20 protein-coding genes and 2 tRNA genes are annotated in these 19,044 nt (G+C 65.4%); 8 read left to right on the top strand and 14 right to left on the bottom strand.

Going from position 1 to position 19,044, the window contains the following annotated elements; all coding sequences use genetic code 11:
* Nucleotides 1-62: 62 nt before the first annotated feature.
* The 3 genes from FGL91_RS13740 to FGL91_RS13730 are packed head-to-tail and all read left to right on the top strand — an operon-like array spanning nucleotide 63 to nucleotide 3,243.
* The gene (locus FGL91_RS13740; protein ID WP_153244097.1) at nucleotides 63-1,136 is read left to right on the top strand and encodes a mechanosensitive ion channel family protein; all 1,074 of its coding nucleotides are present in this window, start codon (nucleotides 63-65) and stop codon (nucleotides 1,134-1,136) included.
* On the top strand, nucleotides 1,091-1,582 hold the full coding sequence (locus FGL91_RS13735) for a globin (protein ID WP_227992075.1): 492 nt from the start codon (nucleotides 1,091-1,093) through the stop codon (nucleotides 1,580-1,582). Before FGL91_RS13740 ends, FGL91_RS13735 begins: the two co-directional genes overlap by 46 nt.
* Complete coding sequence (locus tag FGL91_RS13730; RefSeq protein WP_153244096.1) at nucleotides 1,579-3,243, top strand: FAD-binding dehydrogenase; 1,665 nt, start codon at nucleotides 1,579-1,581, stop codon at nucleotides 3,241-3,243. The genes FGL91_RS13735 and FGL91_RS13730 overlap by 4 nt, the downstream gene beginning before the upstream one ends.
* Before the next feature lie 35 nt (nucleotides 3,244-3,278).
* On the opposite strand, the gene FGL91_RS13725 is transcribed toward FGL91_RS13730, so the two are convergent.
* Complete coding sequence (locus FGL91_RS13725; protein WP_047523317.1) at nucleotides 3,279-3,944, bottom strand: hypothetical protein; 666 nt, start codon at nucleotides 3,942-3,944, stop codon at nucleotides 3,279-3,281.
* A gap of 51 nt (nucleotides 3,945-3,995) precedes the next feature.
* On the opposite strand from FGL91_RS13725, the gene FGL91_RS13720 reads away from it, so the two are divergent.
* Nucleotides 3,996-4,886 (top strand): acyl-CoA thioesterase, encoded by an 891-nt coding sequence (locus FGL91_RS13720; protein WP_153244095.1) that lies wholly within the window; start codon nucleotides 3,996-3,998, stop codon nucleotides 4,884-4,886.
* A gap of 31 nt (nucleotides 4,887-4,917) precedes the next feature.
* On the opposite strand, the gene FGL91_RS13715 is transcribed toward FGL91_RS13720, so the two are convergent.
* The 4 genes from FGL91_RS13715 to FGL91_RS13700 all read right to left on the bottom strand — a co-directional run bounded on the left by FGL91_RS13715 (nucleotide 4,918) and on the right by FGL91_RS13700 (nucleotide 8,234).
* Nucleotides 4,918-5,403 (bottom strand): acyl-CoA thioesterase, encoded by a 486-nt coding sequence (locus tag FGL91_RS13715; RefSeq protein WP_153244094.1) that lies wholly within the window; start codon nucleotides 5,401-5,403, stop codon nucleotides 4,918-4,920.
* 7 nt (nucleotides 5,404-5,410) lie between these two features.
* Nucleotides 5,411-7,090, bottom strand: coding sequence for an energy-dependent translational throttle protein EttA (ettA, locus tag FGL91_RS13710; RefSeq protein ID WP_047523319.1), 1,680 nt, complete (start codon nucleotides 7,088-7,090; stop codon nucleotides 5,411-5,413).
* A gap of 63 nt (nucleotides 7,091-7,153) precedes the next feature.
* Complete coding sequence (locus FGL91_RS18945; RefSeq protein WP_194239225.1) at nucleotides 7,154-7,642, bottom strand: DUF6993 domain-containing protein; 489 nt, start codon at nucleotides 7,640-7,642, stop codon at nucleotides 7,154-7,156.
* A gap of 79 nt (nucleotides 7,643-7,721) precedes the next feature.
* A complete protein-coding gene (locus FGL91_RS13700) occupies nucleotides 7,722-8,234 on the bottom strand; it encodes a single-stranded DNA-binding protein (RefSeq protein ID WP_153244093.1) in 513 nt (170 codons plus the stop codon).
* A gap of 207 nt (nucleotides 8,235-8,441) precedes the next feature.
* On the opposite strand from FGL91_RS13700, the gene FGL91_RS13695 reads away from it, so the two are divergent.
* Complete coding sequence (locus FGL91_RS13695) at nucleotides 8,442-8,711, top strand: hypothetical protein (protein WP_131490978.1); 270 nt, start codon at nucleotides 8,442-8,444, stop codon at nucleotides 8,709-8,711.
* A gap of 45 nt (nucleotides 8,712-8,756) precedes the next feature.
* Here the strand turns inward: FGL91_RS13695 and FGL91_RS13690 are convergent.
* Nucleotides 8,757-8,829, bottom strand: a tRNA-Arg gene (locus tag FGL91_RS13690).
* 85 nt (nucleotides 8,830-8,914) lie between these two features.
* On the opposite strand from FGL91_RS13690, the gene orn reads away from it, so the two are divergent.
* The gene (gene orn / locus FGL91_RS13685) at nucleotides 8,915-9,541 is read left to right on the top strand and encodes an oligoribonuclease (protein ID WP_131490977.1); all 627 of its coding nucleotides are present in this window, start codon (nucleotides 8,915-8,917) and stop codon (nucleotides 9,539-9,541) included.
* Nucleotides 9,542-9,577: 36 nt separating this feature from the next.
* Nucleotides 9,578-9,650: transfer RNA gene (locus FGL91_RS13680), tRNA-His, on the top strand.
* Here FGL91_RS13680 and FGL91_RS13675 read toward each other — a convergent pair.
* The 7 genes from FGL91_RS13675 to FGL91_RS13645 form a co-directional block, all read right to left on the bottom strand.
* Entirely contained in the window at nucleotides 9,646-11,340 is a 1,695-nt protein-coding gene (locus tag FGL91_RS13675) for a recombinase family protein (protein WP_153244092.1), read from the bottom strand. The genes FGL91_RS13680 and FGL91_RS13675 overlap by 5 nt on opposite strands.
* Before the next feature lie 383 nt (nucleotides 11,341-11,723).
* On the bottom strand, nucleotides 11,724-12,290 hold the full coding sequence (locus FGL91_RS13670; protein ID WP_153244091.1) for a hypothetical protein: 567 nt from the start codon (nucleotides 12,288-12,290) through the stop codon (nucleotides 11,724-11,726).
* 20 nt (nucleotides 12,291-12,310) lie between these two features.
* On the bottom strand, nucleotides 12,311-12,766 hold the full coding sequence (locus FGL91_RS13665) for a single-stranded DNA-binding protein (RefSeq protein WP_153244090.1): 456 nt from the start codon (nucleotides 12,764-12,766) through the stop codon (nucleotides 12,311-12,313).
* A gap of 86 nt (nucleotides 12,767-12,852) precedes the next feature.
* On the bottom strand, nucleotides 12,853-14,637 hold the full coding sequence (locus FGL91_RS13660; protein ID WP_153244089.1) for a type IV secretory system conjugative DNA transfer family protein: 1,785 nt from the start codon (nucleotides 14,635-14,637) through the stop codon (nucleotides 12,853-12,855).
* On the bottom strand, nucleotides 14,634-15,179 hold the full coding sequence (locus tag FGL91_RS13655; protein ID WP_153244088.1) for a hypothetical protein: 546 nt from the start codon (nucleotides 15,177-15,179) through the stop codon (nucleotides 14,634-14,636). The genes FGL91_RS13660 and FGL91_RS13655 overlap by 4 nt, the downstream gene beginning before the upstream one ends.
* 38 nt (nucleotides 15,180-15,217) lie before the next feature.
* Nucleotides 15,218-16,702, bottom strand: coding sequence for an ATP-binding protein (locus tag FGL91_RS13650; RefSeq protein WP_153244087.1), 1,485 nt, complete (start codon nucleotides 16,700-16,702; stop codon nucleotides 15,218-15,220).
* A complete protein-coding gene (locus tag FGL91_RS13645; protein WP_153244086.1) occupies nucleotides 16,699-17,472 on the bottom strand; it encodes a hypothetical protein in 774 nt (257 codons plus the stop codon). Before FGL91_RS13645 ends, FGL91_RS13650 begins: the two co-directional genes overlap by 4 nt.
* Before the next feature lie 91 nt (nucleotides 17,473-17,563).
* Here FGL91_RS13645 and FGL91_RS13640 point away from each other — a divergent pair, with 91 nt between their 5' ends.
* A complete protein-coding gene (locus tag FGL91_RS13640) occupies nucleotides 17,564-18,331 on the top strand; it encodes a hypothetical protein (RefSeq protein WP_153244085.1) in 768 nt (255 codons plus the stop codon).
* A 26-nt stretch (nucleotides 18,332-18,357) separates the two neighbouring features.
* On the opposite strand, the gene FGL91_RS13635 is transcribed toward FGL91_RS13640, so the two are convergent.
* Nucleotides 18,358-18,999, bottom strand: coding sequence for an SCO6880 family protein (locus FGL91_RS13635; RefSeq protein ID WP_322619397.1), 642 nt, complete (start codon nucleotides 18,997-18,999; stop codon nucleotides 18,358-18,360).
* Nucleotides 19,000-19,044 lie beyond the last annotated feature (45 nt).

Raw genomic sequence — 19,044 nt, 5'->3', positions numbered from 1 at the left:
CCGTTTTCGTCTGGCGCCCGCACCCAGCCCGCGCAGAGACCCGATCGCTAGGATCGTGACTGATGATCCTCCCCTTCGCCGACACCGACTCACCCGCGGAGACGCCCCTCCCCGATGGAGTGGAAGCGTTGCTCGCCTGGCTGACGCAGGTCGGCAAGAACGCGCTCACCGTCGCACTCATCATCGGCAGCTGCATCGTGATCGGCCTGGTGCTCCGTCTCATCATCCGACGGGTCGTGCGTCGCATCGTCGACAGCGCCAAGAACAAGGCCTCGGTCGACGACACGCAAGCACTCGAGCGCTCGCCGCTCGCAGACATGCGGCTGGTGCAGCGCACCAGGACACTCGGCACGATCCTGCAGAACATCGTCAACGTGATGCTGGTCGTCATCGCGATCGTGCTCATCGTCAATGCACTGAACTCGTCGCTCCTCGGCTCCCTGACGCTCCTCACGGCCGCCGTCGGTGCCGGATTGGGCTTCGGCGCCCAGAACATCGTGAAAGACGTGCTCAACGGCATGTTCATCGTGGCCGAAGACCAGATCGGCATCGGTGACGTGGTCGACCTCGGCCTGGCGAGCGGGGTCGTGGAGTACGTCAGCGTGCGCATCACCCAAGTGCGCGACGTCAACGGCACCCTCTGGTACGTGCGAAACGGAGAGGTCACCCGCATCGGGAACATGTCTCAGGGCTGGGCGCGATCGATCATCGACATCGGTGTTCCTGCAGACTCCGACCTCGACCTGGTCGAACACACCATGTTGGAGACGGCACAGGGGCTCGCGAAAGACCCGAAGTGGCGCACCCGCATCATCGAGAAGCCGGAGCTCTGGGGCCTCGAATCCATCGACGGCGACGCGCTCGTCGTCCGCATCGTGATCAAGGCCCGAGCCAATGCGAAGGACGATGTGGCGCAAGAACTGCGCCGCCGCCTGCGCGCGGCCCTCCTCGAGAAGGAGATCAGCGTCCCGCGGATGGCCGACGTCGTCCCCACCGGCCTCGACGGCGCACGCCGGGTGCGAGGCGCGAATCCGCCCAAGACGCGCCCGAACGCCGTCACCGGCGTTCCCGTCATCCCCGATCGCGGGATCTGGCGGCGCAAGAAGCCCACCGACGACGGGAGTACCCCGAAGTGACGTTCTACGACGAGGTCGGCGGTCACGAGACCTTCCGCAGGATCGTCTCCGTGTTCTACCGCGAGGTCGCACTCGATCCCGTGCTGAAGCCGATGTACCCCGAGGAGGATCTGGGGCCCGCAGAGGATCGGCTCCGCCTCTTCCTCGAGCAGTACTGGGGCGGACCGACGACCTATGGGGAGACCCGCGGGCATCCCCGGCTCCGGATGCGCCACATGCCGTTCCACATCGACCCGGACGCCCGGGATCGTTGGCTTCGTCATATGAGGACCGCCGTCGACGAGGCGCAGTTGTCCCCCCTGCACGAATCGACGCTGTGGGACTACCTGGAGCGCGCCGCCTATGCCATGGTGAACACATTCGAGCCGTCGGGCATCGGCGCCGCAGCTGGCGACCGTCCCACGCTCGAGACCCGCTCACGTCAGGAATCAACGGAGAACTCATGACGACAACGCCCCTGTCCACGGATGTCCTGGTGATCGGATGGGGGTTGTCCGGCCTCGTCGCCGCCGCAGAGGCGCTGGATGCGGGGCGGCGTGTCATCCTGATCGATCAGGAGCCGCGCACCAATCTGGGCGGTCAGGCCTGGTGGTCTTTCGGCGGCCTGTTCTTCATCGACTCCCCCGAGCAGAGGCGTCTCGGTATCAAGGACTCGCTCGAGCTCGCGACGCAGGACTGGTTCGGCAATGCGGCCTTCGACCGCCCGGAGGATGAATGGCCACGGCGCTGGGCCGAGGCATACCTGCAGTTCGCGGCCGGTGAGAAGCGCTCCTGGCTGCGTGAACGCGGCGTCGGCTTCTTCCCGGTCGTGGGGTGGGCGGAACGGGGCGGATACGGCGCGATCGGCCCGGGCAACTCCGTGCCACGGTTCCACATCACGTGGGGAACCGGACCCGGAATCGTGGCACCGTTCGCCGCTGCCGTGGAGCAGGGCGAACGTGAGGGGCGCCTGACCGTGCTTCCTCGACACCGCGTGTCGGAACTGATCGTGACGGACGGCACGGTGACGGGTGCGCGCGGCAGCATCCTCGCATCGAGCGGTGCGGAGCGGGGTGAGCCGACCACCCGCGAGGTCATCAGGGAGTTCGAGATCTCAGCGGGTGCCACGATCGTCTCCTCGGGCGGCATCGGTGGCAACCACGACCTCGTCCGCGCCGCGTGGCCGTCGAGGCTCGGCGCGCCGCCCGCGCACATGCTCTCCGGCGTGCCGGCCTACGTCGATGGATCGATGCACGGCGTGAGCGAAGCGGCGGGCGCGCGGCTGATCAACGGTGACCGGATGTGGCACTACGTCGAAGGCATCACGAACTGGGACCCGGTGTGGCCCTCTCACGGCATCCGCATCCTCCCGGGGCCCTCGTCGCTCTGGTTGGATGCCACCGGACGACGTCTGCCGGTTCCGCTGTACCCGGGTTTCGACACCTTGGGCACCCTCGAGCATCTGCGCTCGACAGGGCACGACCACTCCTGGTTCGTCACGTCGCGGCAGATCGTCGAGAAGGAGTTCGCGCTGTCCGGGAGCGAGCAGAACCCCGACCTGACAGGCAAGGATGTCGGGCTGCTGCTCCGTTCACGGCTCGCGAAGGGTCCGTCAGGTCCCGTGCAGTCGTTCCTCGACGAGGGCGAGGACTTCATCGTCGAGAACGATCTCGAATCACTCCTGGAGCAGATGCAGCGCCATCCCGGCGGAGAGCTGCTCGACATCGACGCCGTGCGCACGGAGGTGGTCGCCCGGGATCGTGAGGTGGAGAACGACTTCACCAAGGACGCGCAGATCGCGATGCTGCGGTCCATGCGGAACTATCGCGGCGACAAGCTCATCCGCACCGCCGCACCTCATCGACTGCAAGAGCGCAGCGCCGGCCCGCTCATCGCGGTGAAGCTGCACGTCCTCACGCGGAAGTCGCTCGGCGGCATCAACACCGATCTCGACGGTCGCGCATTGAACGCTCAGGGCGCACCGATCCCCGGGTTGTTCGCCGCAGGCGAGGCGAGTGGCTTCGGCGGAGGCGGGGTCCATGGCTATCGTGCACTCGAAGGCACGTTCCTGGGCGGCTGTCTCTTCAGCGGTCGTGCAGCCGGACGTGCGGCCGCAGCCGGGAGCTGATCCTCGGGTCTGCCGCGCGTGTCGCCGTCGACGTCTCAGCCTGCGGAGCCCGTGTCGCGGACGCCCGTGAGTCCGGAGGCGATCGGCCCTCGCACCAGGACATGACCGCGGCGGAAGGACAGCCGGGTCCACCGACCGGACCGGGTGACGGGCACCTGTTCGTCCCCGGAGATGAAACCCATGGCGTCGGCGGCGAAGGCGATGCCACGCGGCAGTCCGCCCAGCTCCTCATCCGGTTCCCCCCAGATCGCTGCGCGAAGCGCCCGGACGGCTTCCTCGCCCGATCCTGCACCCGCGCCCCGAGCCACCGCGGAGATCCCCCACTGCGCGCGCTGCGCAATCGTCGAGGCCGGGAGCGCGGAGGCCTGCTCCCATCCGGAGCGGGGCGGTGCGACGCCGGCCCACGCGGGCGATAGTCCCGTGTCCGGGAACGCGAGCTGGGCCTGCTCGTCCGTCGTGGTGAGCTGATCCACGACGACATCGCAGCGGAGTTCAGGGTCAGCATGCACGATACGCATGGCGAGGATCGTCGGAGTCTGGTCGAAGAGACCGTGCGGCGCCAGCGCCGCGGTGGTCAGAGCGAGGACGCCGTTCGCTGCCTGCAGCCGCACCCCGTCGTCCGTGATCCGGGTCGCTCGACCGACGAAAGTGAGGACATCCTTCGCGGTGTCCGGGTCGGCGAGGAGGAGGTGATGCGGCACGCGTTCTAAACTACCAACGGAGCGGCGTGTGCGGTCGCGGGGAAGGAACATATGAGCGCGGAGGACCATGCCGTCCGGACCGTCGAGCGGCTGCGTGAGATCCTCGATCTCGATGCGACGCAGGCACGGACCACGGAGGACATCTTCACGGGTTCGTCGCATCCCATGCCGAGCGGACGCATCTACGGCGGTCAAGTCCTCGCGCAAGCGCTCCTCGCCGCCGAACGCACACTTCCCGAAGACCGGGCTGTGCACTCGATGCACGGCTATTTCCTGCGCCCCGGCGACGCGAGTCAGGGAATCACGATCGCCGTCGATCGGATCCACGACGGCCGTTCCTTCTCGACCCGGAGGGCGCAGGCCTATCAGAACGGTGTGCCGATCTTCTCGATGATCGCGTCGTTCCAAGACGGTGATCCCGGTGTGGAGCACGCCCAGCCGATGCCGGAGGGCATCCCTTCCCCGGAGGAGCTCACGCCGGACGAGGAGCGCGTTCACGGCCTTCCCGAGGGCACCACGCGCATGTTGAGCGAACGCGCTGCCGACATCCGGCACGTCGACTCTCCCCTGTATCTGCCGAGTGATGACCAGCGTGTCGCGCGCCAGGAGGTGTGGATGCGTCTGCGTGCACCACTCCCCGACGATCAGCGCCTGCACCGTGCCGCGCTCGCCTACCTCAGCGACATGACGATCCAGGAGTCGATCCTCCGCGCACACGGCGTGTACTGGGCGTTGCCCGGGTTGAAGGTCGCGAGCCTGGACCACGCGATGTGGTGGCACCGTCCCGCCCGTGTGGATGAGTGGCTGCTGTATGTCCAGGAGTCCCCGAACGCCCGCGGTGGCCGCGGGCTCGCCACCGGACGGATCTACACACGCGATGGTTCTCTTGCGGCGAGCGTCGCGCAGGAGATCATGATTCGCGTCCCTGAAGACGCCTCCTGACGCCGCGCCGGTCTCGCGCCGTTCCGCAGCCTCAGCGGTGGGAGTACTCGATAGGTGCACCCACGTAGGGCTCCCAGGCGTCACGCATCTCCGGGGTGAGCCGGGTCGGGCGCCCGGTCTGCGCATCGACGAGCACGATGATCGCGGTCGACCGCGCGTAGATCTGTCGGGGCGCGGCGGTGGGGTCGTTGTGCACTTCGTAGCAGACTTCGACGCTGGAGCCGCCGAGCTTGCCGAACCACATCTGGACTTCGAGAGGTCGGCGCTGATACGGCACCGGTGCGAGATACTCGATCTCCTGGCGGGCGATGAGGGTCAGGATGCCCTCTTCAATGCCGGAATCGAGCACCGCGGTGGACGGCGCCTCTTCGCCGGGACCCGCCCGCCAGAATGCCCGCACGCGAGCCTCCTCGAGCAGCTTCAGCATCGAGGTGTTGTTCACGTGGTTGAAGGCGTCCAGATCCCCCCAGCGAAGGTGGATCGGAATGTGCAGGCGGGTCCCCGGCGACGTAGACATCGCGGTCTCAGTCGCGCGTCAGCTTGCGGTGCGTCGACCGGTGCGGCTTCGCGGCGTCCGGTCCGAGGCGCTCGATCTTGTTCTCCTCGTAGGCCTCGAAGTTGCCCTCGAACCAGTACCACTGGTCGGGCTTCTCGTCGGTGCCCTCGTACGCCAGGATGTGCGTCGCGATGCGGTCGAGGAACCACCGGTCGTGAGTGATCACCACGGCGCATCCGGGGAACTCGAGCAGAGCGTTCTCGAGCGAGCTCAGCGTCTCGACGTCGAGGTCGTTGGTCGGCTCGTCGAGCAGCAGCAGGTTGCCACCCTCCTTGAGCGTCAGAGCGAGGTTCAGACGGTTGCGCTCACCGCCGGAGAGAACGCCGGCCTTCTTCTGCTGATCGGGCCCCTTGAAGCCGAACTTCGAGACGTAGGCACGCGAAGGGATCTCCGTCTTGCCGACGGTGATGAAGTCCAGGCCGTCGGAAACGACCTCCCACAGCGTCTTGTTCGGATCGATGTTGGCGCGAGACTGGTCGACGTAGCTGATCTTGACCGTCTCACCGATCTTCAGGTCACCACCGTCGAGCGGCTCGAGTCCCACGATCGTCTTGAAGAGCGTGGTCTTTCCCACACCGTTCGGTCCGATCACGCCGACGATGCCGTTCGGCGGAAGGCTGAAGCTCAGCCCGTCGATGAGTGAACGCCCGTCGAATCCCTTCTTGAGGTTCTTCGCCTCGATGACGACCGTGCCGAGACGCGGACCCGCCGGGATCTGGATCTCCTCGAAGTCGAGCTTTCTGGTGCGCTCCGCCTCCGAGGCCATCTCCTCGTAGCGAGCCAGGCGAGCCTTCGACTTGGTCTGACGGCCCTTGGCGCTGGACCGCACCCACTCCAGCTCCTCCTTGAGGCGCTTGGCGAGCTTCGCGTCCTTCTTGCCCTGGATCTCGAGGCGCTCGCCCTTCTTCTCCAGGTAAGTCGAGTAGTTTCCCTCGTAGCCGATGAGACGACCGCGGTCGACCTCGGCGATCCACTCGGCGACGTGGTCCAGGAAGTACCGGTCGTGGGTGATCGCGATCACCGCGCCCTTGTACGCCTGCAGGTGCTGCTCGAGCCAGAGCACGCTCTCGGCATCGAGGTGGTTCGTGGGCTCGTCGAGGAGCAGGAGGTCGGGCTTCTGCAGGAGCAGCTTCGCCAGCGCGACACGGCGCTTCTCACCACCGGAGAGCGGGGCGATCGCGGCGTCGGCGGGAGGAGTGCGCAGCGCATCCATAGCCTGATCGAGCTGGGAGTCGAGGTCCCACCCGTCGGCGGCATCGATCTCTTCCTGCAAGGTGCCCATCTCGGCGAGGAGGGCATCGAAGTCGGCGTCGGGCTCGGCCATCAGCGCGGAGATCTCGTTGAACCGGTCGAGCTTCGCCTTGATGGCGATCCCGTCCTGGATGTTCTCGATCACCGTCTTCGACTCGTCGAGTTCCGGCTCCTGCATCAGAATGCCCACCGAATAACCCGGGGAGAGCTTCGCCTCACCGTTCGAGGGGGTGTCGAGACCGGCCATGATCTTGAGGATCGTGGACTTTCCGGCGCCGTTCGGACCCACCATGCCGATCTTTGCTCCGGGCAGGAACGCCATGGTCACGTCGTCGAGGATGAGCTTCTCGCCCACCGCCTTGCGCGCACGCACCATCGAGTAGATGTACTCAGCCACCGAAAACCGCTCCTTCTGTTGGCGTCGAAGATCGACACCCCAGCCTACCGGCCCCTCGGCCCGTCACCAGTCGATCGGGCGCGTGGTGCCTACGAGACACCGCCCCTCGGCGAGTTGCGGCATCACGGTCGCGACGACCTGACCCGTGGACGGTCCGACCTGTCCGACCAGGCAGGCTTCATCACCCCACCGCACGGAGAACTGAAGGCTCTCCGCCGGATTGCCTACCGTCGTCTGGTCCTGAGTCACCTGCATGGCGTCGCGATCGAAGCCGGCCTCGACCAGGGCATCCACGTATGCGCGGCCGGAACCACGCTGATCGGTCGCCCATACGCGCTCAGCGACCGCCGTGAAGACAGGAAGGTTCTCTTCTGCCGTGCCATCGGGAACCAGTGCCGGTTCGGGAACGGGCGTGGGGCCCGCCGACACCTGAGCCGTCGGAGAGGCGGAAGGCTCAGGTGTCGGCGCGCAACCGGCGAACAGGAGGACGGCAGCGACCGAAGCCACCACGCCGGCCGTGCGCGCCGGGGAGAAGACCGTTCGACGAATCACGTGCCGAGTCTACGGCTCCTGTCGAAGCGCCTCGGTACGTCACGGAGATCCCGCGTCGCCGTGGGAATCGCGTGCGAGCTCACCGCACCGCTTCCATCGTGGCGCTCGACTCCGTCCAGGAGAGACCGAGCGGAGTCGTCTCCTCGCCGCGGACGGACTCGTCGTCTCGAAGGTCTTCGGCCGGCGACATGGACCGGTCGCTGTGGACAGCGTGCAGGCCCGGCTCCGCAGTCGGGCGGGCGCGCGGTCGATACGCCGTCGTCCCCCAACGCAGATCGTGTCCGATCGCATCGGCCTCGATATCGACACTCGTGCCATGCTTGCCGTTGCTCTCCCACTCGCGGATCTTCAATCGTCCGGTGACGATCACGCTGTCACCGGTGCGCAGTGAGGCCCTCACGTTCTCACCGAGCTGCCGGAACGCCGCGACGGAGAACCAGTTCGTCCCGGAATCCGTCCACTCCTGCGTCGCCGGGTCGAACCGCCGGTGGGTGCTCGCGAGACGGAAGTTCGTCACGGGTATACCGCCGCCCGTCTGCCCCTGCGTCGGATCTGTGGCGACTCTTCCCACGATGGTCAGCGTGTCGATCATGTCCTGTCCTTCCGGTGACCGGACGCGTGTCGTCCGGGTCTCCAGCCTGCATCCGCGACCACGACTCGATAGCTCGGAATCACGCGAAACGTGCACCGATCGCGTCCCGGGCCTGTCAGTGCAGAAAGGGCCGATCAGGCCGCGTGTCGGAGCGGAGACCGAATGTCGGAGGTCGGTCATATCTTCGAAGGAGCGAAAGGAGTTCCGATGTCCGACAACCTGATCACTGCCCTCCCCGACGTTCCGTACGCAACGCCTCGGCTCTCTTCCAGCCGTGAGCACCTCGTGCGTGCCGCAGATCACCTCTGGCGCGTGCAGGATCGGAGGGAGCACGTCCTCGGGCATCTCAGGCTCACGGCCGATCCGCTCGGGCTCCGGTATCGCGCCGAGCGCCTGCACCTGGCCACGGGCTCTTTTCGCGTCGTCGGCGAGTTCTGGAACGTGGACGACGCCGTTGCTGCGCTGCGCCACTCGTGAGACACGGACCACACCTGCCGACAGCTCAGGCTGACGCAGTCGAAGTGCCCCCGGCAGGATTCGAACCTGCGACCAAGAGATTAGAAGGCTCCTGCTCTATCCCCTGAGCTACGGAGGCGCACGCGTATAGAGTACCGCGGTCGTGCGGCCTTGCACGAAGCCCGCCACGTCAGCGATGTCGGGCCCGTCGATAGGATGGCCGCATGGTAACTGCGTCCGAGAACGACCGTCTCGTATGGATCGACTGCGAGATGACGGGACTCGATCTGGCGGTCGATGAGCTCGTCGAGATAGCCGTCGTCATCACCGACTTCGAGCTCAACCCTGTCGATCCCGGCTTCCAGGTGGTGATTCGCCCCAGCGCGGACGCTCTCGCGCACATGAACGACTTCGTCACGAAGATGCACGAGACCTCGGGCCTGATCAATGAGATCGCCGGCGGTGTCTCCGTGGAGGAGGCCGAATCGCAGACCCTCGCCTACATCAAGCGCTTCGTGCCGCTGGAGCGCAAAGCGCCGCTCGCCGGCAACACGATCGGGACAGACCGGATGTTCCTCGCCAAGTACATGCCACAGGTCGACCAGTGGTTGCACTACCGGAACGTCGACGTGTCCAGCGTCAAAGAGCTCTCGCGACGCTGGTACCCGCGTGTGTTCTTCCAAGCGCCGACGAAAGACGGCGGGCACCGTGCGCTCGCTGACATCCTGGAGTCGATCCGAGAGCTCCGTTACTACCGCGAAGCGGTCTTCGTCGATGAGCCGGGGCCGTCCAGCGACGAAGCACGAGAGATCTCGACCCGCACGGTGTCAGAGTTCACTCCGAACATGTAATAGACTCGTATGGTTGCCCGCTCCGGTGGGCGCATGGTGGGTATAGCTCAGCTGGTAGAGCGCTGGCTTGTGGTGCCGGATGTCGCGGGTTCGAGTCCCGTTACTCACCCTGATGTGGTGAGGTTCAAACCCTCGACGAGAGTCTCCACTCTCGCGAAGGTCTGAACCTCACCACTTTTCTTTTTCCCAGAGCACGCCGCGGCTGCCCAGTTCAGCGCGTTCGCCTGCTCCTCTGCGTTGCACAGCGACCCGAACGGCCGCTCGTACTCAACCCGAGTCTCACGATCCTCATCGATGAAGATCCTCGTGAAGAACGCCTGGTTGCAGAGCCTGCGGTTCGCGTCATCGCAACGCTGGTAGATGCCAGCCACGTTCGCGAGCAGCCCCAGCGAGTCGTCGACGTTCGCGCGCGCCGACGCATACTCCTCGTGGTGCGCGGCGATCCGGTTCTCGATGTTCTCCAGGCTCGCGCTGATGCGATCCTGCTCGATCTTCAACAGATCGAGCGGCACCGCCCCCGCATAGTGCGCCTGCAACACCTTCACTCGTTCGTCTTCCAAGCGATCCCTCTCGGTCGCAAGCCGATTGAGTTCCTTCGATTCGGACGCCATGAGCTGGTCGAACTCGGCATGCAGCATGCCCGCAAGGCTCTGCCGCATCTCGCCAGTGACTTGGATCGTCTCGTAGTAACGCTCAATGAGATGCTCGACATCCTCGATCAGCATGGCCTGCCTCGTGCAGGCATTCTTGCCGGAGTGTCTGCCCGAGCAGACGAAGTACGGATAGACCTTGCCGTGCCGGTTGCGCGCGTTCGTGATGATGAGCCGCTCACCGCACTGCCCGCAATACACCGTCCCCTTCAAATAGTGGTCGTGCACCTGGGTCGCGTCGGCTGCGGACTTGTGCGCATCCAGCACCGTCTGCACCTGATACCAGACCTCTTTCGCCACAATCGGGGTGTGCGTTCCCTGGTACGTGGCACCTCCGTAGCGCACGTCGCCCTTGTAGTACGGGTTCGTCAGAATGCGATGCATCGTCGACAACGCGATCGGTTTCGACGGCCGCTTCGGCGTCGGCGGACTCGTCAGTCCCCGCGCGACGAGTTCGCGATGCAACTGCGTCGTCGTCCACTGCCCCGACGCGTACACCTGGAACGCCCACGTCACGAGGTCAGCCCGTTCCGTATCGACGACAACCGTGCGGATCTCTCGCCCCCGCTCGTCACGGATGCCCACGTTCGTGTACCCGATCGGGGCACGGTTCGGGGTGCCGCCCTGCGCAGCCTTCTGCGAGAGGCCCTTCACGGTTTCGGTGGCGAGGTTGCGAGAGTAGAACTCCGCGATCGACGACATGATGCCGTGCAGCAGCATCCCCGACGGGGTCTCATCAATGTTCTCACTCGCCGACACCAGCATCACCCCGGCATCACGGAGCGCGAGGTGGATGGTGACGTCGTCGGCTCGGTTGCGTGCGAGGCGGTCGACCTTGTGCACGATGCAGTAGTTCACCTGATGCTCGGCGACGTACTTGATCATCCGCATCAGCTCCGGCCGGTCGGCTTTACGCGCCGACTCACCGGCGTCGACGAACTCTTCGATCACGGTTGCACCGAGTTGCTCAGCCTTGCGACGATTGGCTTGCCGCTGCGCGGGGATCGAGTACCCCTCGTCAGTGCCGCCCTTCTCGGCCTGTTCCTTGGTCGAGACGCGCAGGTAGGTGACGGCAACCGCGCCGCCAGAAGGCATCGAGGGATGCACGAGATCATCGACCGCTTGCCGATCGATCGTAGAGGTCGTCATGGCTCTTCTCCGCGTTAGTGGTCCAGAACGTCCACCGCGGAGTTGTCAACTGCGAATGTTGATCGTGAGAAGAGCCCGAAGGCTGTAGGACTAGGCCAGACGGCAACGTTATAAGTGCTCCGCACCGAGGTACAGAGGTTTGGGACCACAACATCCACCTCAACGGCGGACACCCATATTCTACGACGAGGTACTGGCACTCGCCAGGGAAGTTCGTCTGCCGGTGCTCGCCGCGCGGGCCTCCCCCGCGTCTTGGAGGGCGAAGCGAATGAGCAACTGCGTGAGCATCTGAGCGTCGGGCTGCGGCCGATGCTCACCGCGCACCGACAGACTCCGCTCCACGCGGCTACGACGTTCGGTCTTCTTCTCGTACGAGCGAGCCATCATTCCCTCACCTCGCCCGTATCGGGGTCGATGCTCGCGAAGAACGCGTCCTCGGCGGCCTGGCGTGCTGCAACCTGGTCGAGCACGAACTGCACGAAGTCGGCGTCACGCTCGGTGATGACCTGCTCGACGATCTCTTGCTCGCGCTTCTCGCCCGGCCACGGGACACGTCGTGTCGGTCGATCCCGATCTCGACGTGTTCCACAGGCTGCGACCCAGTCGCGGAGCCTGCCGCGTGCGTCGGCGAAGTCGCGGTGCCATCCGAGTGGGGCGGAGCCGTCTTGGTCGGGGTCGTAGGCGCAGAGCCAGTGCAGGTGGAGCGCCGACAGTTCCCACAGGAGTTCGGGGTGGCGGTGCCACAGTGGCGGAACCTCTGAGGCGGGAAGCCCGTACTCCAGGCGCAGCCAGTTCACCCAGCGGTTGAGTTCGAGGAGTTCCTGCTCAAGGTCATGGGCGGTGAGAAGGTTCCAGTTCACTGGGTGCGGTGGCACGGCCGCGGGTTCTGGCTCGAAGGTGGTCTCGGGGACGTCGTCGAAGGCGTCGCCCGGTACGTCGCGGTCATTCATGATCTCGCTCCTGCGGTGTCTCAGCGGCCGAGGGTCGGAGCTTCAGTGCTCGGCCGCTGTCGAGGGGCGTCGAACGCTCGGCTCTGCTCCCTGGACGGCGCTTCGTGTGCCGCGGCGCGGGAGCTGCGGTCGACGCTGTACTGCGTGCGGGCCGTATCGTGGCCGATCTTCTTGGCGACGAACTCTTCGCCTTCGACGTTCTGGCCGTCGCGCTCGTAGGCGTACTCGTGGGAGTAGCCCTCAGCGACGAAGCTGTCGCCCTTCGCGAAACGCTCGTACGCTCGTTCGGCGGTGGCGCGATACATGACGAGGTTGTGGAAGCTCGGTTCGAGCTTGGTGAACGTGCCGTCGTCTTCTCGGCGGAAGTTCTCTTGACCGAAGCGGGCGTAGAAGCGTGCTTCGCCTCGATCGGTTTCGGTGAGCTGCGGGTCGCTGGCGATGAAGCCGGAGATCGACTGCTGCGTTCGGATAGTCATGGGACCGTTCTCCTGTCTGATGAGGAGCAGCCGACTCAGCTACTCGTACCAAACAGGTGCACTGGAGCACCCGCGTTGACGGCGCTCTACTCTGCGGTCGGCCGTCGTTGCAGCAACGCCTCGATCTCGGCGCGATCGCGCAGCAGCCCTGCGGCGTCCGGCCTCTTCGGCCACGGGTGCAGATCGGTCACGATCGGCGGTGCGGAACGCAGCAGCACGACGCCGGTACCGAAGGGCAGGGTGCGAATGCGGTCGGGCGGCATGATCGCTACGCGCCGCACCGATCGCTGGTTCGTGCGTGACCCGTAGTCGCCGAGGGTCACGGAGTCGGTGAACTCGTCTCGCTCGCCGATGAGGGTGGAGAGGTCTTGGAGATCGCGGGAGTTGGAAGCTCCGCCGAGGACGATCTTGGCGATGCTCGCGTCCCAGATCGCGGCAGCTTGATCCTCGCTCCACTTGTCCCGCGCCTGCGCGAGAGACTGCAACACGGACATCGTCGTAATCCCAGTACCGCCGCCCTCGGCCATGAGCGTCGGCAGGGACGGGAGCGGTGCGAGGTTGCCGATCTCGTCGAGCGCGAGCAGCAACGGCGGGTCGAGCCGTGCGCCCGGTGACCGTGCCGCCATGCGTCGGGCGGTCTCGACGAGATCCTCCACGAACGCCGCCACCAAGGCGGCGCTGTTGCCTGCCCCGGCGCCTGTGGCGAGCAGGTACAGGGTGCCCTTGTCGCGGATGAACGCTTCGGGGTCGAACGACTCGTCGTCACCAGGGCTCACGGCGTCGAGCACGCGCGGATCAGCCAGTGCCGCAAGCGCCAGCGAAACGCCCTGCCAGATGGAGTCGCGGGTGCGCGGGTCGGCGTCGATCATCGCTTCCAGCGACTCCGCCCACCCCGTTGCGGCGCACTCTGACGCGTTCAGGATTGCGACGGCATCAGCCGCGGCAGAGGGATCGAGGGTCCACCGGAACAGCTCTGCAGGTGTGCGGTGGTCGAGGGCTGCGGCGTGCAGCATTGCCTGGAGCGCGACTCTGGTCTTGCCTTCCCAGAATCCGCCACCATCGACGCCTCCGTCGGCGAGCCCCGTGGCTGCGGCAAGCCCCGCCGCACGGATCATGGCGGTGAGCGGATCATCGCAACCGCGGATCGGAGACCACCGGAGGCCGACCGGGACGCCCTCGGCGAGGCGCTGCGGGTCGAACACCATCACTGGGCCGAGGCGCATTCGAGCGCGCAGAGTTGCAGTGAGGTTGTCAGGACGGGTTGAGGTGGTGACGACCGCGCCTGGCGCGTCGAGGATTGCCGGGATCACCACGTGCAAGCCCTTACCCGAGCGCGGCGGGCCAACGAGCAGGATCGAGTCTTCGACGCTTGCCCACACGTCTTTGCCGTGCGACTGCCCGACCCGGTAACCGACGTCGGCTGGTGCTGGACGTTCGAGCGACGGGCGGAGCGTGCCAGCCCGGCGGAGCAGCGCACGGGCCGATGCCGTGGTCTGAACTTCGTGCGAGGTTGCCGTGCCAGCAAGCTTGCGTGGATCGGTATCGACCTTGCGTGAGTGATGCCTCCACAGCACCCAGGCCCACATTGTGACGGCGACAAGTGCGCTGAGCATGAGGCCCGCGACCACCCAGTAGGCGATCGAGTTGAGCCCGTTGATGCCGAGCGTCGCACCAGGATCACCCAGGTTGAAGAGCACGCCGACGCCACCGGTGATCCCTGCACCTGGCTGGTCGAGGCCGCTGAAGAACGCGGTGACAGACCCCGCAGCGCGGAGCACAAGTGCGACGCCGAAGACTCCAATGAGCGCGATCATCATGATGTTGGTCAGCTCGTCGCCCAACGACCCGGTCTGTCGCCTTTGTGCGTTCATGGCAGTCGCTCGGTCACGATGCGACCCGAGATGTGCCCGATGAGCATCACCTCCGTGGCATGATCCAGTAACTGGCTGAGGTCAATCACAGCTCGTGCCTCCCCGGTCGCGTTCCCTTCTGCTGAAGTCACCGGGATCGCGACCGTGATGTCTTCGCCAGGAATGAAGCCGTTGCCGCTGATCTCCAGCAGCAGCGGTGGCGTACGGCGTCGCGCACGCCGGGACTGCGTACCTGCGGGCGGCACCAGCTCGGCTTCCTGCTCGCCGTGCTTCAGGCGCTTGGCTTGGATGATGTCGGTGAAGACGGTCCCGTCGCTCTCATGCACTTCGATGCGAACGGTGCGCTTGCGCCCGAGAGTGAGCGCATCGAGCAGCGCACCGAACTGCGCCCGCGACCAGCTCTCGGCCGGGGCGGGCGGCGCGAACTCAATCCCGTCGAGCGTTGCGATCACCGCGCCAATCTCACCGACGGCGATGATCGCGAGGGGAATCGAGACGGGAGAAGCCTCGGGCTTGTCGGAGGGATCGTGATGGGAACTCATGCCAGAGAGGTGCGCACCTTTCGCCCGCCCTCCGGAGTTCAACCCGTCATCCGACCCGTCGTGTCGAACAGCTCCAGCTCCGCTGGGTGCAGCTGGTGTTGGCAAACGAATGAGCGGTCCTTGATTCGCCAGAGTCCCTGGCCAACCCCGAGACCTGGGAGGAGCTTCTGCTCTGTGCCGGTGAGGCCGAGGGCGTGTGCGGTGACGCCGAGTTGGTCGGATTCTTGCCGGTAGATGATCCTGGTCTCCGCGTTCGCGAGCAGACTGTTCGCGAGGGACCGCATCGCAGATCCTTGATCGCCGACGTTTTCGAGGTCGGTGAGTTTGTGGAAGATCAGCATGTTCGCGATGCCGTAGTGGCGAGCGAGTCGCCAGTGCGCGTCCATCCGCTTGAGAAGCGCGGGATGCGACATGAGACGCCACGCTTCGTCGTAGATGCACCAGCGTTGCCCGCCGTTCGGATCGAGCAGTGCTGATTCCATCCACGCCGACGAGCAGGTCATCAACACGGAGATCAGCGTCGAGTTCTCTGCGACCCGCGACAGGTCGAGCGAGATCATCGGCAGCGTCGGGTCGAACTCCACCGTTGATGGTCCATCGAAGAGCCCGGCGAGGTCTCCCGCGACCAGTCGTCGGAGGGCGTGCCCCACCAGTCGACCGTCTTCGGCGAGACGGCCGTCGGCATCGGCTGGGCTGCTCGGGTTCAGGATGTGGTCGACAATCATGGGCAGGATCGGCACCGCGTTCGTACGCACGGTCTCTGTGAGCGCGTTGTCGATCGCCGTGTGCTCCAGCGGCGACAGCGACCTTTCGAGCACCGTCTCGGCAAGAGCACCGATGAGGTCCCGGCGGCGGGATGCAATGGTGATGGCCCATGTTGCGTCGCTCATTCCCGATGGCCGGTAACCCTCGTCGAGCGGATTCAGGCGGGTCGACAGCCCGTGACCGAGCACGATCGCGCGCCCGCCGACGGCTTCTGCGACGGCAGTGTGCTCGCCCTTCGGATCGCCGGGCACATATACGCGGCGTCCGAACGGGAGCGAGCGCGTGTAGAGGCTCTTCGCGAGGGATGATTTGCCGGAGCCGACGATGCCCGCGAGCACGAGGTTGGGCGCGGTGATGAGACCTCGTGAGTACAGCACCCACGGGTCGTAAACGAAGGATCCACCGGAGTAAAGGTCTTGACCGACGAAGACCCCGTCAGCGCCAAGCCCACCTTCGGCAAGGAACGGGTAGGCGCCCGCGAGCTCCGCCGAAGTGTCTTGATGTCGCGGCAGCTTGAACCGTCCCGGGGACCGCAGCTGCGCGGAGCCAGGCTCACCGGCAGTCGGAAGGTAGCGCGTGGCCCGGCGCTCAGCCTGACCCGCCGCATACTTCTCGTGCGCCGCCAGCCGTTCGGACCGGTGCTGTTCGAGCTGAATCTGCTTCGCTGCGACCCTGCGTTGCTTGCTCAGCCGACGCTTCTCGTGAGCAGGCGTAACCAGCACCGAGGTGTGGAGCCGTTCTGCATCGTCGCGTTTCACAGCCCGATACCTCTCGCTCGCTTCACCGCGGCAACGCCCGGATGCTCGAACCACGATGATCGCGACGCTGGCTGCAACTTGCGCACAGACGCGCTGCCCAGATCCTCGTCTACGAGGGCATCAACAGGGTTGACCTCGCGAAGTCGGTACAGACCGACGTGACCGAAGGAGTGGCTGTAGGTCATGTCGTAGTTGCCGTTTCGAACTTCCTGCTCCAGCGGACCCGTGGGAGGCGCGTCGTAGACGTGCCCGTTCTCCATCGCGGCCTGGGTGGTCTCGTCTCCGAAATCCCAGTTCTTCAGGTATCCCAACGCAGCATCGACGCCTTCGTCGTCGATCAGCTTCAGCACTTCGTCGGCATCTTCGCCTTGCAGGAAGCAGACGCTGACCCAGCGCTGTTCGGCTGCCGTTCGTTGGACCGGCAGGGCTCGCCAGGCGATGCGCCCAGCTGCAGACATCGCAGCATCCATCCGGTCTTCTGCCTGGTCGATCAGGTTCGCCGTTTGTCGCAGTTCGTTGGCCGCAACAAGCGCCGCTTCCGATCCGATCGCATGGTCGCCGCCGTCGTCAAACGCGCGTGGCCGATTCACCTCGTGGGCGGTGGCGAGCTGGTCAACGACTTGGTGCAGCGACCGCATCACGGATAGGAGATCTCCGAGCACGCCGTACATGTCCTGCGGATTCTCGAACCCCCGGGTCGCGTGCGCGAGGCCGCGCAGCGCTTCGGAGGCTTCACCGGCGTCGGCGCCGGGATCGTAGAACGTAGGCATGAGGCCCTCCCTTGTTGAGACAGCGGTTCTGACATCCTTCAGGTGCGCACGGCCCTCCCCTGTCGGGTGGCCGCTCGATACGATGTAGCGCATGGGAAGTATTCCTGGTCACTACGAGTGGGACGATGACGATCTGACGCCTGGCCGGAAGAAGGAGGGAGGCCTCCACCAAAACCTCTTCGATGACGAGGGGAAACTCAAAGGCAGTGCGCGCTTCGTCCCGTCTGACATAGACCCTTCTGAGCCCCTGGTGGTTACGGAGAAGGTCTATGTGCCCGTCGAAGAACGTCGGAAGAGCAAAGAGCAGGAAGAGCTTGAAAAAGCAATCGCGGATCTACTCACAGTGCTCCTCCTTGTAGGGATCGAGAAGGCCAAGCCACACGTTGAGCAATGGTGGCAAGAGTCGTTTCGCCCCTTTGTTGGCAGACAATGGAGAAAAGTTCGTCGTGCCAAGCCGCCAGCGAGCGCGATCGACACCGTCGCGCCAGACGTGATCGAAGAGCCCGAGGCGGCTGCCACATCAGATTTGGTTCACGACGATCTCGTGCGACAGAAGATGTCGAGCGCAGAAGCTCAAGCGCGAATGCTGGCAGCGATCGCCGCTCAAGCCTTCAGCGACGAGCAGATGCGGCTGGTCAATAACGCCGAAATCGTCGACGAAGGCAACATAGAGTCCGTGCGCGAAGCCATCGCTCAGATGCCACCAGAAATCGTTGCTGAACTTGTCAAGAGGATGGTCACGAGTCCGTCGATGTTTGAGGAAGACTCGCTTGCGGAACTCGCAAGTGTTCTCGCCCGCAATACGGCTCATATGAAGCATGAGTTGAAGTCAAAGCCAGCAGGTGACCAGGCCGCGTAGTATCTCGGCCGTCTTCGTATGGCCTCTCAAATCGTTCGGCACAGCGGCAGCGCGGCGGCGGTGAACGCCTGAGCCTGCTGGCCGACGAGCAGGCGCGTCTCACAGGAGGCTTGGATCGCAGCCTGTTCGATCGCAGCGACCGCGGCGTCGAGTTCGTCGGCGCTCGCCGCGGAGACACTGATCAGTCCGGTGTAGCGAAGCACTCCGTGGCCAGCGGTGAGGTCAGCTTCTTGCTGGAGCACGTCATTGAACTCGGCGGTCTGTGAGGCGTCCTCGATCTGCCCGATCCGCTGACGCTGCGCGGCATCCGAGATGTACTCGGTCTTCTTCTTGCGGATGTCGCGGGCGGCCTGGTCCGAGCGCATCGGTGTGCACAGCATCGAGAATGAGCGCTGGATCCCTGTCGAGAGCAACACCGGTGCGAGGAATCCTGGGTAGACCATCGAGCGCGGCCACTCGCTGATCCACAGCACCGCGTGATGTGCCGAGTCAGTGCGCAGCCCCGACCACGACTCGTTCACTGCGACAGGTCCCGCGGTCGCAAGCGACTGACCCAGCTCGCCGTGCCGCTCCAGACTGGCGGCGACAGCTGGTGACTCTGTCACTCTGATTTGGCCCAGGGGTGACGGTCTGATCTGGCCCATGTTGCGACGCGCCGGGGTGTTCATGTCGGTTTGATTTGGCCCACCCCCGTCAGCGTGGTCCTCAGTCGT

It is taken from the genome of Microbacterium sp. CBA3102 (genome assembly GCF_007954505.1).
In the GTDB taxonomy this organism is placed as follows: domain Bacteria; phylum Actinomycetota; class Actinomycetes; order Actinomycetales; family Microbacteriaceae; genus Microbacterium; species Microbacterium aurugineum.
This window is presented reverse-complemented; position numbering and strand designations above follow the sequence as displayed.

Excerpts from the sequence above, each read along its gene's own strand:
- FGL91_RS13700 (WP_153244093.1), bottom strand. The coding sequence starts at position 8,234 with ATGATCGACACGCTGACCATCGTGGGAAGAGTCGCCACAGATCCGACG.
- FGL91_RS13740 (WP_153244097.1), top strand. The coding sequence starts at position 63 with ATGATCCTCCCCTTCGCCGACACCGACTCACCCGCGGAGACGCCCCTC.
- FGL91_RS13675 (WP_153244092.1), bottom strand. The coding sequence starts at position 11,340 with ATGACGACCTCTACGATCGATCGGCAAGCGGTCGATGATCTCGTGCAT.
- FGL91_RS13635 (WP_322619397.1), bottom strand. The coding sequence starts at position 18,999 with ATGAACACCCCGGCGCGTCGCAACATGGGCCAGATCAGACCGTCACCC.
- FGL91_RS13715 (WP_153244094.1), bottom strand. The coding sequence starts at position 5,403 with ATGTCTACGTCGCCGGGGACCCGCCTGCACATTCCGATCCACCTTCGC.
- FGL91_RS13730 (WP_153244096.1), top strand. The coding sequence starts at position 1,579 with ATGACGACAACGCCCCTGTCCACGGATGTCCTGGTGATCGGATGGGGG.
- FGL91_RS13695 (WP_131490978.1), top strand. The coding sequence starts at position 8,442 with ATGTCCGACAACCTGATCACTGCCCTCCCCGACGTTCCGTACGCAACG.
- FGL91_RS13720 (WP_153244095.1), top strand. The coding sequence starts at position 3,996 with ATGAGCGCGGAGGACCATGCCGTCCGGACCGTCGAGCGGCTGCGTGAG.
- orn (WP_131490977.1), top strand. The coding sequence starts at position 8,915 with ATGGTAACTGCGTCCGAGAACGACCGTCTCGTATGGATCGACTGCGAG.
- FGL91_RS13655 (WP_153244088.1), bottom strand. The coding sequence starts at position 15,179 with ATGAGTTCCCATCACGATCCCTCCGACAAGCCCGAGGCTTCTCCCGTC.
- FGL91_RS13660 (WP_153244089.1), bottom strand. The coding sequence starts at position 14,637 with ATGAACGCACAAAGGCGACAGACCGGGTCGTTGGGCGACGAGCTGACC.
- FGL91_RS13645 (WP_153244086.1), bottom strand. The coding sequence starts at position 17,472 with ATGCCTACGTTCTACGATCCCGGCGCCGACGCCGGTGAAGCCTCCGAA.
- FGL91_RS13640 (WP_153244085.1), top strand. The coding sequence starts at position 17,564 with ATGGGAAGTATTCCTGGTCACTACGAGTGGGACGATGACGATCTGACG.
- FGL91_RS13665 (WP_153244090.1), bottom strand. The coding sequence starts at position 12,766 with ATGACTATCCGAACGCAGCAGTCGATCTCCGGCTTCATCGCCAGCGAC.
- FGL91_RS13670 (WP_153244091.1), bottom strand. The coding sequence starts at position 12,290 with ATGAATGACCGCGACGTACCGGGCGACGCCTTCGACGACGTCCCCGAG.